16 protein-coding genes are annotated in these 14,509 nt (G+C 70.2%); all 16 read right to left on the bottom strand.

The window, feature by feature from the left end; all coding sequences use genetic code 11:
* Window positions 1-178: 178 nt before the first annotated feature.
* The 16 genes from CXR44_RS07435 to CXR44_RS07360 all read right to left on the bottom strand — a co-directional run bounded on the left by CXR44_RS07435 (window position 179) and on the right by CXR44_RS07360 (window position 14,509).
* Complete coding sequence (locus CXR44_RS07435; RefSeq protein ID WP_101784111.1) at window positions 179-565, bottom strand: DUF2550 domain-containing protein; 387 nt, start codon at window positions 563-565, stop codon at window positions 179-181.
* Window positions 566-589: 24 nt separating this feature from the next.
* Window positions 590-991: a F0F1 ATP synthase subunit epsilon gene (locus CXR44_RS07430; RefSeq protein WP_101784110.1), complete on the bottom strand. Its 402-nt coding sequence runs from the start codon at window positions 989-991 to the stop codon at window positions 590-592.
* 98 nt (window positions 992-1,089) lie between these two features.
* Window positions 1,090-2,535: a F0F1 ATP synthase subunit beta gene (gene atpD / locus CXR44_RS07425; protein ID WP_101784109.1), complete on the bottom strand. Its 1,446-nt coding sequence runs from the start codon at window positions 2,533-2,535 to the stop codon at window positions 1,090-1,092.
* Window position 2,536: 1 nt separating this feature from the next.
* Entirely contained in the window at window positions 2,537-3,439 is a 903-nt protein-coding gene (locus CXR44_RS07420; protein WP_101784108.1) for a F0F1 ATP synthase subunit gamma, read from the bottom strand.
* 3 nt (window positions 3,440-3,442) lie between these two features.
* On the bottom strand, window positions 3,443-5,092 hold the full coding sequence (atpA, locus tag CXR44_RS07415; RefSeq protein ID WP_101784107.1) for a F0F1 ATP synthase subunit alpha: 1,650 nt from the start codon (window positions 5,090-5,092) through the stop codon (window positions 3,443-3,445).
* Window positions 5,093-5,115: 23 nt separating this feature from the next.
* Window positions 5,116-5,925 (bottom strand): F0F1 ATP synthase subunit delta, encoded by an 810-nt coding sequence (locus CXR44_RS07410; RefSeq protein ID WP_101784106.1) that lies wholly within the window; start codon window positions 5,923-5,925, stop codon window positions 5,116-5,118.
* On the bottom strand, window positions 5,925-6,476 hold the full coding sequence (locus CXR44_RS07405) for a F0F1 ATP synthase subunit B (protein WP_101784105.1): 552 nt from the start codon (window positions 6,474-6,476) through the stop codon (window positions 5,925-5,927). The genes CXR44_RS07410 and CXR44_RS07405 overlap by 1 nt, the downstream gene beginning before the upstream one ends.
* 34 nt (window positions 6,477-6,510) lie before the next feature.
* On the bottom strand, window positions 6,511-6,741 hold the full coding sequence (gene atpE / locus CXR44_RS07400) for an ATP synthase F0 subunit C (protein ID WP_101784104.1): 231 nt from the start codon (window positions 6,739-6,741) through the stop codon (window positions 6,511-6,513).
* 71 nt (window positions 6,742-6,812) lie between these two features.
* Window positions 6,813-7,607 carry a F0F1 ATP synthase subunit A gene (gene atpB / locus CXR44_RS07395; RefSeq protein WP_101784103.1) on the bottom strand — a complete coding sequence of 265 codons (795 nt, stop codon included), beginning with the start codon at window positions 7,605-7,607 and terminating at the stop codon, window positions 6,813-6,815.
* Between the two features lie 67 nt (window positions 7,608-7,674).
* Complete coding sequence (locus CXR44_RS07390) at window positions 7,675-7,890, bottom strand: AtpZ/AtpI family protein (RefSeq protein ID WP_245898918.1); 216 nt, start codon at window positions 7,888-7,890, stop codon at window positions 7,675-7,677.
* Between the two features lie 68 nt (window positions 7,891-7,958).
* Window positions 7,959-8,378 (bottom strand): Cg1360 family ATP-synthase-associated protein, encoded by a 420-nt coding sequence (locus tag CXR44_RS07385; protein ID WP_101784102.1) that lies wholly within the window; start codon window positions 8,376-8,378, stop codon window positions 7,959-7,961.
* Window positions 8,379-8,508: 130 nt separating this feature from the next.
* Window positions 8,509-9,795, bottom strand: a complete 1,287-nt coding sequence (locus CXR44_RS07380) for a glycosyltransferase family 4 protein (RefSeq protein ID WP_101784101.1) — start codon at window positions 9,793-9,795, stop codon at window positions 8,509-8,511.
* Between the two features lie 57 nt (window positions 9,796-9,852).
* Entirely contained in the window at window positions 9,853-11,118 is a 1,266-nt protein-coding gene (locus tag CXR44_RS07375) for a serine hydroxymethyltransferase (RefSeq protein ID WP_101784100.1), read from the bottom strand.
* 62 nt (window positions 11,119-11,180) lie between these two features.
* A complete protein-coding gene (locus CXR44_RS07370; RefSeq protein WP_101784099.1) occupies window positions 11,181-11,558 on the bottom strand; it encodes a hypothetical protein in 378 nt (125 codons plus the stop codon).
* A complete protein-coding gene (locus CXR44_RS07365) occupies window positions 11,558-13,762 on the bottom strand; it encodes a hypothetical protein (protein ID WP_101784098.1) in 2,205 nt (734 codons plus the stop codon). Before CXR44_RS07365 ends, CXR44_RS07370 begins: the two co-directional genes overlap by 1 nt.
* A 90-nt stretch (window positions 13,763-13,852) precedes the next feature.
* Window positions 13,853-14,509 (bottom strand): L-threonylcarbamoyladenylate synthase, encoded by a 657-nt coding sequence (locus CXR44_RS07360; protein ID WP_425437402.1) that lies wholly within the window; start codon window positions 14,507-14,509, stop codon window positions 13,853-13,855.

Raw genomic sequence — 14,509 nt, 5'->3', positions numbered from 1 at the left:
GCCGGCGCCCCGCCGGCATCCGGTCAGCGGGCGTCTTCCTGGAGGCCCTCAGCCCGTGCGGCGGGTGGCGGCCGGCCCGGCCGTGCCGTAAGAGATCGGGAAGCAACGGATCGAGACGGCGGCGCGTCGTGACGGATCGGCCGGGAACGCGCGGCGGCCGGGAACGCGCGGTGGCCGATCAGGAGACGTCGAGGTACGCGCTCGGGGGCGCGGCCTCCAGCCAGGAGAGGAAGCCCGTGAGCGCGTCGGCGCTCATCGCGAGGGAGATGTCACGCGTCGTGCCGCCGCAGTCGACCGCGTAGAGCCCGCCGTCCAGCTCGCGCCGTGACGAAACGACGAGGCCGCGCCTCGCGATCGCGTGGCGCGGCCTCAGTCGCACACCTATGAGCGGGATCCAGTGGAGCTCCCCGTCGGCGTAGCGGGCTACTCCGCTGCGCCAGCCCTGGTCGCGTACGCGCAGCCGGCAGGGGACGCTGCCGCGCGAGCGGGCCAGGACGAAGCCCCGGAGAACCACCAGGGCGGCGGCCAGCAGCACGCAGATGAGAATCGTCGCCGCCACCGCCATGCCGCCCCCTTTGGCTGGTTACCGTCAGACCTCTTCGCCCGCCGCGCGCAGCCGGGCCCTGGCTCGCTTGGCCTCGACCGCCGCGTCGGCGTCCTCCTGGTTGGCCTCGATCGAGGCCTGAGCGCGATCGAGAGCGTCACGGGCGGCGGCCACGTCGACCTCCGAGCCCAGCTCGGCGACCTCCGCGAGCACCGACACCTCGTCGTCGGCCACGGAGATGAACCCGCCGTGCACCGCGGCGACGAGGTCGCCCTCACCCTCCCGCTTCACGCGGAGCACGCCACCCTCGACGAGGACGCCGAGAACGGGTGCGTGTTGCGGCATGATACCGATCTCGCCGTCCACGGTCTTGGCAATCACCATGTCGGCCTCGCCCGACCAGATCTCACGCTCGGGTGAGACAACCCCTACGCGTAGCTTCGCCACTTGTGCAGGTTCCTTTCCGATCAGGTGATGGCACGGCCGGCAGCCGTGCCATCACCGTATCCGCGGGCGCGCAAAGCTCGCCCTTCAGTCCGGGCGAATTAGCGCTCGAGTTCCTTGGCCTTGGCGATGGCCTGGTCGATGCCGCCGACCATGAAGAACGCCTGCTCGGGCAGGTGGTCGTACTCGCCGGCGCACAGGCCCTTGAACGAGGCGATGGTCTCGTCCAGCGGAACGGTCTCGCCCGGCTGGCCGGTGAAGGCCTCGGCCGCGTACATCGGGTGCGACAGGAAGCGCTCGATGCGGCGGGCCCGCTGGACGGTGACCTTGTCCTCCTCGGAGAGCTCGTCGATACCGAGGATGGCGATGATGTCCTGGAGCTCGCGGTACTTCTGCAGGATCCGCTTGGTCTCCTGGGCCACCCGGTAGTGCTCCTCGCCCACGATCTGCGGGTCGAGGATCCGGGAGGAGGAGTCGAGCGGGTCCACCGCCGGGTAGATGCCCTTCTCCGAGATCGGCCGGGAAAGCACGGTCTGCGCGTCGAGGTGCGCGAACGCGTTGTGCGGGGCCGGGTCGGTGATGTCGTCGGCGGGCACGTAGATCGCCTGCATGGAGGTGATCGAGTGACCGCGCGTCGAGGTGATGCGCTCCTGGAGGACACCCATCTCGTCGGCCAGCGTCGGCTGGTAACCCACGGCGGACGGCATACGGCCGAGCAGCGTGGACACCTCGGAACCGGCCTGCGTGAAGCGGAAGATGTTGTCGATGAAGAGCAGCACGTCCTGCTTCTGGACGTCGCGGAAGTACTCGGCCATGGTCAGCGCCGACAGGGCGACCCGCAGACGGGTGCCCGGCGGCTCGTCCATCTGACCGAACACCAGCGCGGTGTCCTTGAGGACGTCGGCCTCCTCCATCTCCAGCCAGAGGTCGTTGCCCTCACGGGTGCGCTCGCCCACACCGGCGAAGCACGAGGTGCCACCGAAGTTGCGGGCGACGCGGCGGATCATCTCCTGGATCAGAACGGTCTTGCCGACGCCGGCGCCACCGAACAGACCGATCTTGCCACCCTGCACGTACGGGGTGAGCAGGTCGATGACCTTGATGCCGGTGACGAGCAGCTCGGTGCGGGACTCGAGCTGGTCGAAGGCCGGCGACGGGCGGTGGATGCCCCAGCGCTCGTTGATCTGGAGCGAGGAGGTGGGCACGTCGAGCGTCTCGCCCAGCGCGTTCCACACGTGGCCCTTGACGACGTCGCCGACCGGCACCGAGATCGGCGCCCCCGTGTCGGTGACCGCCTGGCCGCGGACCAGGCCGTCGGTGGGCTGCATGGAGATGGCCCGCACGAGGTTGTCACCCAGGTGCTGGGCGACCTCGAGGGTCAGGGTCTTGGTCTCGCCGCCGAGGGTCACCTCGACCTTGAGCGCGTTATAGATGTCGGGCATCGCCTCGACGGGGAACTCCACGTCGACGACGGCGCCGGTGACGCGCGCGACGCGGCCTGTGCCGCCCGCGGCGCTTTCTACAGTCTCAACAGCCTCTGCAGTCATTTCACTCTTTCCCCGCTGCGGCGTCAGCGAGCGCGTTGGCGCCACCGACGATCTCGCTGATTTCCTGGGTGATCTCTGCCTGGCGAGCTTGGTTCATCTGCTGGGTCAGCACCCGCATCAGCTCGTTGGCGTTGTCGGTCGCGGACTTCATCGCGCGCCGCCGCGCGGCCTCCTCGGAGGCGGCGGACTGCAGCAGCGCCGTGAAGATGCGCGACTCCACGTAGCGCGGCAGCAGCGACTCGAGCACGTCACCGGCGGTCGGTTCGAACTCGAAGTACGGCGGGATCGCGGTCGACTCGCTGGCCTCGGTCTCCTCGACCTCCAGCGGCAGGATCCGGCGGACCACGACGTTCTGCGAGAGCATCGAGACGAACTCGGTCGACACGATGTGGATCTCGTCGATGCCGTTGTCGTCCTTGAACGACTCGATCAGCGTGTCGGCGATCTCCTTGGCGTCGGAGTAGGCGGGCTTCCGGGAGAAGCCCACCCAGTTGCCGCCCATCTCCCGCTGGCGGAAGGAGTGCCAGGTGACACCCTTGCGCCCGGTGACGAACGGCACCACGGACAGGCCGCGGCCCTCCAGCAGCCCGCGCAGGGCCTCGGCCTCGCGCAGCACGTTGGCGTTGAAGCCGCCGCAGAAGCCGCTGTCGCTGGTGACGACGAGCACGCCCGCCTTGGCGGGGTTCTCCTTCGCCACGGTCAGCGGATGGTCGACGCTCGCGGCGTTGCTGACGACGCCGGTGACGGCGCGAGTGATCTCGCGCTCGTACGGCAGCGCCGCCTGCATCCGCTGCTGCGCCCTCACGATCCGCGAGGAGGCGATGAGCTCCTGGGCGCGCGTGATCTTCGCGGTCGACTTGACCGAGTTGATCCGCCGCCGCAGCAGCCTTAGCTGGGCACCCATGTCCTACTTCTTCTCCGCCGCGCGGACGACCTTCTTGATCTTCTCCTGGCCGACCTCGTCGGCGCCGAGCGGCGCCACCGGCTCGTCCTTGACGAGCAGCTCACCGGAGGAGGTGGTGAAGCCCTTCTTGAACTCCGTGATGGCGTCCTTGAGGGCGGTCACCGTGTCGTCGGACAGCTCCTTGGTCTCGCGGATGGCGTCGAAGACGCCCTTGTGCGAGCTCTGCAGGTAGTCGAGGAACTCGCCCTCGAACCGCCGGATGTCCTCGGTCGGCACCTCGTCCAGCTCACCGGTGGTGCCGGACCACACCGACACGACCTGCTTCTCGACGGGGAACGGGGAGTACTGCGGCTGCTTGAGCAGCTCGACCAGGCGCTGGCCACGCTCCAGCTGGGCGCGGGAGGCGGCGTCGAGGTCGGAGGCGAAGGCGGCGAACGCCTCCAGGTCACGGAACTGCGACAGCGACAGCTTGAGCGTGCCGGCCACCTTGCGCATCGCCTTGACCTGCGCCGAACCACCGACTCGGGAGACGGAGATACCGACGTTGATGGCCGGGCGGACACCGGCGTTGAACAGGTCGGTCTCCAGGAAGCACTGGCCGTCGGTGATGGAGATGACGTTGGTCGGGATGAACGCCGACACGTCGTTGCCCTTGGTCTCGATGATCGGCAGGCCGGTCATCGAGCCGCCGCCCATGTCGGCCGACAGCTTCGCGCAGCGCTCCAGCAGGCGCGAGTGGAGGTAGAACACGTCACCCGGGAACGCCTCGCGGCCCGGCGGGCGGCGCAGCAGCAGCGACACGGACCGGTAGGCGTCGGCCTGCTTGGTCAGGTCGTCGAAGACGATGAGGACGTGCTTGCCCTGGTACATCCAGTGCTGGCCGATGGCCGAGCCGGTGTAGGGGGCGATGTACTTGTAACCGGCCGGGTCGGAGGCCGGGGCGGCGACGATGGTCGTGTACTCCATCGCGCCCGCCTCCTCCAGGCGGGCCTTGACCTGCGCGATCGTCGAGCCCTTCTGGCCGACCGCGACGTAGACGCAGCGGACCTGCTTGTCGGGGTCGCCGGTGGCCCAGTTCTCGCGCTGGTTGAGGATGGTGTCCACGGCGATCGCGGTCTTGCCCGTGCCGCGGTCACCGATGATCAGCTGGCGCTGGCCGCGGCCGATCGGCGTCATGGCGTCGATCGCCTTGATGCCGGTCTGCAGCGGCTCCTTCACCGGCTGGCGCTGGACGACCGAGGGGGCCTGGAGTTCGAGGGCGCGCACGCCTTCGGCCTCGATGGCGCCCTTGCCGTCGAGCGGGTTGCCCAGCGGGTCGACCACGCGGCCGAGGAAGCCGTCGCCGACGGGCACGGACAGGACCTCGCCCGTCCGGCGGACCGTCTGGCCTTCCTCGATCTTGCTGAAGTCGCCCAGGATGACGACACCGATCTCACGGGTGTCGAGGTTCAGGGCCAGACCGCGCGTGCCGTCCTCGAACTCGAGCAGCTCGTTCGCCATCGCCGAGGGAAGGCCGGAGACATGGGCGATGCCGTCGCCACAGTCGACGACGGTCCCGATCTCCTCGCGCGCGGCGCCTTCCGGTTCGTACGCCTGGACGAAGCGCTCAAGCGCGTCCCGGATCTCGTCCGGCCGGATCGTAAGCTCCGCCATCTCTACTCTGTCTCCCTCTTCGCCTAGCCGGCCAACCGGCGGCGGACTTCTTCGATTCGTCCCACAATGGTGGTGTCGATGATCTCGTCGCCGATGCGGACCGAGAAGCCACCGAGCACTCGCGGATCCACCTCGACGTTCAGGTGCACGTCGCGGCCGTAGGAGGTGCGCAGCCACGTCGCGAGGCGCTGCTTCTGCTGCTCGGTCAGCTCCACGGCACTGCGCACCACCGCGACATAGCGCTGGCGCTGCTGCGCCACGAGCTGGCCGAACGCCTCCAGGCCTGTCTCCAGGCTACGTCCTCGCGGATGTACCGCCACCTGCGAGATGAGGCGCAGGCTGGTCACGGCCGCGCGGCCGTCGAGCAGGTCGCGCAGCAGCTGCCGCTTGCCCTCCTCGGGCGCCGCCGCGTCGGACAGCGCCCGGCGCAGGGCGGGGTTGGCGGCGATGACGCGGCCGAAGCGGAAGAGCTCGTCCTCCACCTCGTCGAGCGTGCCCTGCCCTTCCGCCTCGGCGGCGGCGGCGACGACGCCGAGCCGCTCGAGGACGTCGGCGAGGTCGCCGGCGCGCGACCATCGGGCCGACACCGCGGCCTCGACGGTGGCGATCGCGGCCTCGCCGACCTTGCCGCCGAGCAGCGCGCGCACGGTCCTGGCCTTCAGCTCGGCGGGCCGAGCCGGGTCGGACAGGGCGCGGCGCAGGCCGTGCTCACGGTCGAGCAGGTCCGCGACAGCGAACAGCTCGTCGGAGAGCGTGCCGAGGTCGGCGCTTCCCGCAACCGCGTTGAAGCGCTCCTCGACCTCCACCAGCGAGCTTCTGCTCAGCCCTCTCATTAGCGCACCGCCTGCGCGCTGGAGCTCTCGAGCTCGTCGAGGAACCGGTCGACGGTGCGACGCTGCCTGGCCTCGTCCTCGAGGGACTCGCCGACGATGCGGCTGGCCAGGTCCGTGGACAGGCGGCCGATCTCCGCACGGAGCTGGGCGAACGCCTGCTGGCGGTCCGCCTCGATCTGGGCGTGCGCGGCCTCGATGAGGCGGCGGGCCTCGGCCTGCGCCTCCTCGCGGAGCTCTGCCTTGATCTGGGCGGCCTGCTCGCGGGCCTCCTCACGGAGACGAGCGGCGTCCTGCCTGGCCTCGGCCAGCTGGTCGCGGTACTGCTGCTGCAGCGCCTGCGCCTCGGCCTGGGCCTCCTCGGCCCTCTTGATGCCGCCCTCGATGGCGTCGGTGCGCTCGGCCAGCGTCTTCTGGATACGCGGGACGAGCATTCTGCCGACGACGAAGAAGACGACGAGGAACGAGAAGATACCGACGATGAGCTCGTAGTCGTGCGGGATGAGGGGGTTGGCGCCCCCCTCCGCCGCGAGGAGCGTAGCTGCCATGGTCATGGGTGCAGCCTTTCGTCAGGGATTCTTCTGGTCTTTAGAGGTTCGCGAAGATGAACGGCGCGACCAGACCGATCAGGGCGAGGGCCTCGGTAAGGACGAAGCCGAGGAGCATGTTCTGGCGGATCAGGCCGTAAGCCTCGGGCTGGCGCGCGATGGCCTGCACGCCCTGACCGAAGATGATGCCCACACCGATGCCGGGGCCGATGGCGGCGAGACCGTAACCGATGGCGGTGACGTTGCCGGAGACCTCAGCGAGAACGCTCATTGCTGTTTTCCTTTACTGGACGGCCGGTGAAGCGGAGTCTCACCGGTCATGGATATTCCGGTATGTGGTTCTCAGTGCTCCGCGTGCAGCGCGCCACCGATGTACATCGCGGCCAGCATCGCGAAGAGGAATGCCTGCAGGAACTGGATGAACATCTCGAAACCGGTGAGGATGATGGTCATCACCACACCGAGGACGCCGATGGGCGCGCCGAGCGGAGTCAGCTTCTCGAAGAGGAACCAGAAGCCCACCATGCTGAAGAACGCCAGGAGCATGTGGCCGGCGAACATGTTGGCGAACAGTCGCACCGCGTGCGTGAAGGGAGCGATGATCATGTTCGACAGGAACTCGATCGGGGCCAGCAGCAGGTAGATCGGCTTCGGCAGACCCGGGGGGAACATCATGTTCTTGAAGTAGCCGACGCCGCCCTGGTGCTTGATGCCCAGGTAGACCTTCAGCACGTAGATCGACAGTGCCAGCACGGCCGGGAAGGCGATGTGCGAGGCCACCGGGAACTGGACCACCGGGACGACGCCCATGATGTTCCAGATCAGCACCAGGAAGAAGATGCTGACGAGCAGGCCCATCCAGCGGTCGGCGTCCTTGCCCAGGAAGGGGCGGGCGACCTGGTCGCGGACGAACATGTAGCCGTATTCGACGACGTTCTGGACGCCCCGCGGGACCACCTTGGGGCTGGCGAAGGCCGCCCAGCAGAAGCCGATCACCACGACGGCGCTGAGGAGAGCGATAAGGACCGGCTTGGTGAACCAGTCGACCCCCGGGATGATGGGGGGCAGGGTGAACAGTTCTTCGGGCGTTGGAGCCCCGAACTGGTCTTTGGGAGCGAGGACCGTCAGCGCGTTCACGCGGCGTTCCCTTCAACGTCGTAGTGGATCACAGGAGTTTCCTCGGCGAAGCGGTCGCTGCGCAGGGCTAGCGACCGTGCCGCCGGTAGACCGCGTAGCCGGCGAGCACCAGCCCGAGGATGATGCCTATGGGAAAGAACGCGGACATGCCAAGCCAGCGGTCCAGCAACCAGCCGATACCGCCATAGACCGCCATCCCGGCGAGAAGATAGCTGGGAACCGACCACATGGCGTCGGCGAAGTCGCGACCGTCTGTCTCCGGCCGGCGTTCCTGTTCGCTCATCGCGCGCCCGACGATAGCAGGCGAGTAGAGGACTAGTCATATCGGACCCGGCCCGACGGTCAGGCTCATCAGTCACCCTTTCCGGGGACCGAGGCGTCGGGGTCCACGTACAGCATCTTGGTCTTGACGAAGGCGCGGACCTCGAAGGCGGTCCAGACGATCGTGCAGATCACCACGGACCAGGCGAAAGCCTTGGGGTTCCAGGCGGTGGTGTCGCCGAACGTGGCCAGCATCACCATGATGACGATCACCTTGACGAGGTAGCTGCCCATCGCCGCCATGGCCATGACCTGCGGCGACACCTTGGCGGCGTAGCTCACGGCGACCACGCTGACGCTGAAGAACGCCCCGACGAGCAGCACGCCGATCGCGGAGCCGAGCGCACCCTTGCCGCCGGCGACAACGAGCGCCACGACCACGGCCACCGCCCCCACCGCCAGGGTGGGCAGCGCGGCGCTCTTGAGGACGCGCACGTCGTTGGCCTGCATCGGTGCTCCCACGGAATGTTGTCAAGCGAGCGTTTGCTACCTCCACAGCGCGTGCAATGGAGGCCCTTGCTCGTGAAAGATATCACAAGCTCACAGACGACCGCTTTTACCTGCCGTTTCTAGTTCGCGATCATGAACTACCCGGATAGACAGGAATGACCGGTTTACCCTCGGCACTGGCGCGCTGCTGCGGCGGCTCCTGCGCCGGTCGGCCCTGCGGCCCCGCCCCGGACTCCGGCAGGATGGGCGGCATCGGCCCGGTGGGCGGGCCGCCGTCGTCGTCGGTCGGCCGCTTGCTCCGCGAGCGCAGCCCGCCCCGGCCGCGCCAGCGCGGCGCCGCCATGAGCACGAGCACGCCGATGGCCAACAGGATCACCACGGGGAACAGCAGCACCGGCACGCCCCGCCAGGACATCGCCACGATGCCGAAGCCGAACAGGAAGGCCCAGGCGTACATGATGAGCACCGAACGCCGGTGCGAGTGGCCGATGTCCATCAGCCGGTGGTGCAGGTGGCCGCGGTCGGGCGCGAACGGCGACATGCCGTAGGAGGTGCGCCGCACGACGGCGGTGACCAGGTCGACCAGCGGCAGCACCAGCACCGCCGCGGGCAGCAGCAGGGGCAGCAGCACCGCGAACTTGTTCATGTCCTCGATGACCGCGGGGTCGAGCGGCGTCACGGTGACGATGGAGGAGGCGAGGACCAGGCCGATCAGCATGGCGCCCGTGTCACCCATGAAGATCTTGGCCGGATGGAAGTTGTGCGGCAGGAAGCCGAGGCAGGTGCCGATGAGGATGGCCGCGATGCCCGCCGTGGTGGTGATGTTGTTGCCGCTGATGCTCTGCGACAGCAGGATCGAGTAGGTCCAGGTCGACATGGCCGCGATGCACACGATCCCCGCGGCGAGGCCGTCGAGCCCGTCGACGAAGTTGACGGCGTTGATCGTGACGACCACCACGAGGATGGTGATGATGGTGCTCAGCGTGTAGTCGAGGCTGGTGGAGCCGCCCCAGTCCTTGGGCAGCGGAATGTAGAGCAGCCGCAGGTCGTAGTAGACGAGCACCCCGGCCGCCGCGATCTGGCCGGCGAGCTTGATGAAGGGGTCCATCCCCCACCAGTCGTCCAGGAACCCGGTGATCGTGATGATGCCGCCGGCGATGAGCAGCGCCGACACCGTGTTGCCGTAGGAGTCGCGCAGCGCCTGGCCCGTGTAGGCCAGCTCGCTCGCCACCAGCAGCCCCGCGACCAGCCCGCCGTACATCGCCAGGCCGCCCAGCCGCGGCGTCGGCGTGGTGTGCACGTCACGCTCGCGGATCTCCGGAGCGGCCCCGATGCGGATGGCGAAGCGGCGAACCAGCGGGACGAGGAGGTACGTCACCGCTGCCGCGACGAGCGCCATGAACAGGTATTCGCGCACGGACCTAGTTTCCCGGATGCTCCGGCCCGCTGTGACCGGAAAACGACACAGACCAGCTTAATATTCGCTGAGATATGGCGGATGGATGGACAGCAGCCCCGCCACGCGCTCGCGCACGGCCGGGGCCGCGCCGGGATCCCGCACGGCCTGCGCCACCAGCATCCCGACCTCTTTCAGCTCCTGCGGCCCCATCCCCTGGGTCGTCACGCACGGCGTGCCGACCCGGATGCCGGACGCGACCGCCGGAGGCTCCGGATCATACGGGATCGCGTTGCGGTTCAGCGTGATCCCCGCCGCCGCGCACCGCCGCTCCGCCTCCGCGCCGGAGACGCCCAGGTTACGCAGGTCGATCAGCGCCAGATGCGTGTCCGTGCCCCCCGCCACCGGCCGCATGCCCTCCGCCGCGAGCGCGTCGCACAGCGCCCGCGCGTTCGCGGTCACCCTCCTGGCGTAGTCGCCGAAGTCCGGCCGCAGCGCCTCGCCGAACGCCACCGCCTTGGCCGCGACGGCGTGCATGAGGGGGCCGCCCTGGACGAACGGGAACACCGCCCGGTCGATCCTGGCCGCCAGCTCGGCCGTGCACAGGACGGCGCCGCCGCGCGGCCCGCGCAGCGTCTTGTGCGTGGTGAAGGTGACCACGTCCGCGTACGGCACGGCCGACGGGACCGCGCCGCCCGCCATCAGCCCGGCGGTGTGCGCCACGTCGGCGAGCAGCCAGGCGCCGACCTCGTCGGCGATGCCGCGGAAGACGGCGAAGTCGAGCAGCCTCGGGTACGAGGTGGCTCCGCAGACGATCAGCTTCGGCCGGTGCCGCAGCGCCAGGTCGCGCACCTCGTCGTGGTCGAGGAGTTCGCTGTCGCGTCGCACGCCGTACGACACGACGTCGAACCATCTTCCCGAGAAGTTCACCTTGGAGCCGTGGGTGAGGTGCCCCCCGTGCTGCAACGCCATCGCCAGCATCGTGTCGCCCGGCTGCAGCAGCGCCGCGTAGGCGGCCAGGTTGGCCGTCGCGCCCGAGTGCGGCTGGACGTTGGCGTGCTCGGCGCCGAACAGCCGGCGCGCCCGGTCCGTGGCCAGCCGCTCGGCACGGTCCACGACCTCGCAGCCGCCGTAGTAGCGCCGGCCCGGATAACCCTCGGCGTACTTGTTGGTCAGGGTGGAGCCGAGGGCGGCGAGGACGGCGGGCGAGGCGAAGTTCTCGCTCGCGATGAGCTGCAGGCCGCCGCGCACCCGCGCCAGCTCGTCGAGCAGCACCTGGGCCAGCTCGGGGTCCTGCCGCCTCAGCAGGCCGAAGTCGGGGCCATAGTAGGGCTCTTGACCCATTTTTCCACTTTAAGGCCGAGTATCCGTTTTGCCCACAGGTCTTCGTCGCCCGCCCGACGCCGTCAGGGGAAGGCGCGGGGGGCTCCCGCCGTGCTCGGAATCCACCGCGGGGTGTCGGCCGCCTCGTCGCTGATGGCGGTGAGCACGGCCTGCCGGTAGAGGGCCAGCCTGGAACGCCAGGCCGCGAGGTCCTCCACGTAGCGCTCGCCGACGGGCGCCTCCCACGTCTGCGGGCTCCTGGCCTGCCGGTACGCCTTGTCCAGGGCCGTGGTGATGCTCTCCAGCAGCGGCAGCACGGTCTGCCAGGCGGTGACGAGGCGCTGGTACTCGGGGTTGAACTCCCATGCGCGCGGCTGCGGGTCCAGCGGGTTGGCGCCGGGTTTGGCGGGCGGGGTCTCGCCCGGTCGCATCGGCTGGGGTGCGGGCGGGTCCGCGTACATCACACGCTCCTGTCCGTGCCGTGGACACCCGGCTGCCTGGTGTGCGCCGGTCCGTCGTCGCCGTCGCCCCCGAACGCCGGCCCGTCCGGCCCGTACGGCGACTCGCCCGGCTCGTACGGCGACTCCCCTGACCCGTACGGCGACTCCTCTGATCCGTACGGCGACTCCTCTGACCCGTACACCGGCTCCTCCGGCCCGTACGTGCCCGGCGGGTCGGTCCGGGGGGCGCCGCCGTCGTGGCCGACGAGGGTGATGAGGTCGCCGAGGTCGCGCGCCGGCGCAGGGGCCACAGGGTCCTGGCCATGGGTCCAGGGGATCCGGTCCGGGGGGATCTGGCTCCAGGGGTCGCTCCCCGCCGCGACGCCTCCGTCCTGCCAGTCGTCCAGGTGGGTACGGCCCGCGACCACGAGCCCCTCACCGGCCCCCGCCCTGTCCTGCACACTGTGTCCGGCCACTCTGTCCGTCTCGCCGGCTCCGTCCGACCGACCGGCTCTGTCCGGGTGGCCGGCCCTGTCCGGCTCGCCCGCTCTGTCCGGCTGGACGGCTCTGTCCGTCCCGTCGCCCGTCCCCGTTCCGGTGTCCGGGCGCGGTGCGGGTTCGGAGGCGGCCGGGGGCGTGGGGTCGATGGCCACGGGGGCGCCCTGGCCGGGCCTGGGAGTGCCGTCCTGCCTCGGATCCGCGGCAACGGGCGCGTCCCGGCCCCGGACGGCGTCTCCGTCGGCCGGTGTGTCCCGCTCGGGCCTGGCCTCGGAACCGGTCGGCGCATCCCGGCCAGGAGTGGTACCGGCGTCTCCACGCCCATCACATCCGGGCGTCGTACCGGCGTCCCCGCGCCCGTCACGGTCAGGCGTGCCACCGGCGTCCGCACCGGCCCTGCCGTCAGGCCGGCCGTCGGCCCCGCCGTCGAATCGCCCGTCGGCCCCGCTGTCGGGGCGGCCGTCGGGTCGGCCGTCGGGTCGGCCGTCCCCTGTCGCCCCCTCGTCCTGGCCGTACGAGCCCGGCGGGACGTCCACGGTGGGCATGTCGATCGGGCGGACGTCACGGGTGCCGTCGGCGATGTCCCGGGACGTGGCGGCATCCGGCGGCCGTACGTCGACGGCGGCCACGTCGCCGCCGGACGGGGAGCCGTCGGGCAGGCGGGTCCCGGTGTCACCGGGGCGGGCGTCGCCCGTGGGTGTCGGCATCTCGATGGGCTGGTACGTGTCGAGGTTCTCCAGCAGGTCGCTCAGTTCCTCGGCCGTGGGCGGGTCGATGGGGACCTGCAGAACCTTCACGCCGTCCACGACGACGACCCGGGGCTTCAGGGGGTCCTGGTCGTCCGGATGGTCCTTGGCCGGGGTGTCCACGGGCTGCTCGCGGGCGGAGTCGGCCGCACGGTCGTCGCGGGCGGCGCCGTCGTCGCGCGGCCTCGTGCCGTCGCCCGTCCTCCCGTCATCCGCCCTGCCGTCGTCGGCCCTCCGATCGTCGGTCCTGCCGTCGTCGGCCCCCCGTTCGCCGGTCCTGTCGTCACCGGTCTTGCGGTCGTCCTCGCAACGGCTGCCGTCGTCACCCGTCCGGTCGTCCTTCCCACCCGTCCGGTCGTCCTTCCCACCCGTGCGGTCGTCCTCGCGCCCCGTGCGGTCGTCCTTCCCACCCGGACGGTCGTCCTTGTCACCGGTCTTGGGGTCGTCGCCGCCGGTGCGGGTGTCGTCCTTGGACGGCTTGTCCTCAGCGCCGGTCTTGGTGTCGTCCTTGGACGGCCTGTCCTCGTCGCGCCGCTTCGCGTCGTCCTGGACTGGCTTGTCCTCCTCCTTCTTCGGAGGGTCGGTGGGGACGGCATCGGGTTTGGTGTCGCGCGGAGTGTCCGTCTTCGGCGTCTCGCCCTTCTTGGCGTCGTCCCCTGTCTTGGGGGTGTCGCCCTTCTTGGCATCGTCCCCCGTCTTCGGGGTGTCGCCGTTCTTCGGGGCGTCGGCGCCGGTGCCCGGGTCGCGGGGCTCGGCGGCGCGTTTCTCCAGCAGCCCGAGCCGGGTCCGTACGTCCTTGGTCATGGCGTCGGCGGCGTCGGCCACCTGGACGGGCCGGTGCGTGGTCTGGACGGACACGCCCGCGCGGCTCAGGACCTGCGCGACACGTCCCTCGGTGGTGCGCAGGTGCTCGGCCGCGCGCTTGAGCTCGGCCAGCAGGTCACGCACCAGCTCAGGATCCATGCCGTCGAACTTGCCCATGGGCTACTCCCGGACGTCGTGACCGCTCCGGAAGTCACCGTAGGCGCGACGCGAGCGTCCCCGCAGCCGGGATAAGCAGACGGTATGGCGTCAGCCGTCGGTCGCGACGTAACCGATGATGCCGCGCAGCTTCTCCACCGGGATCGCCCCGCGCCGCAGCAGCCGCGGCACGGCAGTGGTGAGATCGAGGATCGTGGAGGGGGTGTCGTCGGTGGTGGAGCCGCCGTCGAGGTAGACGGCGACCGCGTCGCCGAGCTGCTCCTCGGCCTCCTGCGCGGTGACGGCGGCGGGTGAGCCGGACCGGTTGGCGCTGGAGACGGCCATGGGGCCGGTCTCCTTGAGCAGGTCGAGGGCCACCGGGTGCAGCGGCATGCGCACCGCCACCGTGCCCTTGGTGTCGCCAAGGTCCCACGACAGCGCCCGGTTGGCCTTGCACACCAGCGTGAGCGGGCCCGGCCAGAACGCGTCGATGAGGTCCTGCCCGTACGGGCCGAGGTCCTCCACCAGGGCGGTGGCGGCCCGGACGGTGCCGACGAGGACGGGCGGCGGCATCTCGCGGCCCCGGCCCTTGGCGTCGAGCAGCGCGGTGACGGCCGCCGGAGTGAACGCGTCGGCACCGATGCCGTAGACGGTGTCCGTGGGGAGCACCACGAGATCTCCGCGGCGGACCGCGGCGGCGGCCTCGGTCAGGCCTTCGGCCCGCTGTTCGAGGTCCGTGCAGTCGAAGCGTCTGGTCACGACGTGCAT

Source organism: Nonomuraea indica (genome assembly GCF_002850745.1).
GTDB classification, from domain to species: Bacteria; Actinomycetota; Actinomycetes; order Streptosporangiales; family Streptosporangiaceae; genus Nonomuraea; species Nonomuraea indica.
Note: the sequence above shows the minus strand (reverse complement) of the source record. Positions and strands in the feature narration are given on the sequence as shown.

What these genes read in the sequence shown, in the direction of transcription:
- CXR44_RS07365 (WP_101784098.1), bottom strand. Translation starts at nt 13,762, where the DNA reads ATGGGCAAGTTCGACGGCATGGATCCTGAGCTGGTGCGTGACCTGCTG.
- atpE (WP_101784104.1), bottom strand. Translation starts at nt 6,741, where the DNA reads ATGAGCGTTCTCGCTGAGGTCTCCGGCAACGTCACCGCCATCGGTTAC.
- CXR44_RS07375 (WP_101784100.1), bottom strand. Translation starts at nt 11,118, where the DNA reads ATGGGTCAAGAGCCCTACTATGGCCCCGACTTCGGCCTGCTGAGGCGG.
- CXR44_RS07370 (WP_101784099.1), bottom strand. Translation starts at nt 11,558, where the DNA reads ATGTACGCGGACCCGCCCGCACCCCAGCCGATGCGACCGGGCGAGACC.
- CXR44_RS07390 (WP_245898918.1), bottom strand. Translation starts at nt 7,890, where the DNA reads ATGAGCGAACAGGAACGCCGGCCGGAGACAGACGGTCGCGACTTCGCC.
- CXR44_RS07435 (WP_101784111.1), bottom strand. Translation starts at nt 565, where the DNA reads ATGGCGGTGGCGGCGACGATTCTCATCTGCGTGCTGCTGGCCGCCGCC.
- CXR44_RS07405 (WP_101784105.1), bottom strand. Translation starts at nt 6,476, where the DNA reads ATGACCATGGCAGCTACGCTCCTCGCGGCGGAGGGGGGCGCCAACCCC.
- atpD (WP_101784109.1), bottom strand. Translation starts at nt 2,535, where the DNA reads ATGACTGCAGAGGCTGTTGAGACTGTAGAAAGCGCCGCGGGCGGCACA.
- CXR44_RS07360 (WP_425437402.1), bottom strand. Translation starts at nt 14,509, where the DNA reads ATGCACGTCGTGACCAGACGCTTCGACTGCACGGACCTCGAACAGCGG.
- CXR44_RS07410 (WP_101784106.1), bottom strand. Translation starts at nt 5,925, where the DNA reads ATGAGAGGGCTGAGCAGAAGCTCGCTGGTGGAGGTCGAGGAGCGCTTC.
- atpA (WP_101784107.1), bottom strand. Translation starts at nt 5,092, where the DNA reads ATGGCGGAGCTTACGATCCGGCCGGACGAGATCCGGGACGCGCTTGAG.
- CXR44_RS07420 (WP_101784108.1), bottom strand. Translation starts at nt 3,439, where the DNA reads ATGGGTGCCCAGCTAAGGCTGCTGCGGCGGCGGATCAACTCGGTCAAG.
- CXR44_RS07385 (WP_101784102.1), bottom strand. Translation starts at nt 8,378, where the DNA reads ATGCAGGCCAACGACGTGCGCGTCCTCAAGAGCGCCGCGCTGCCCACC.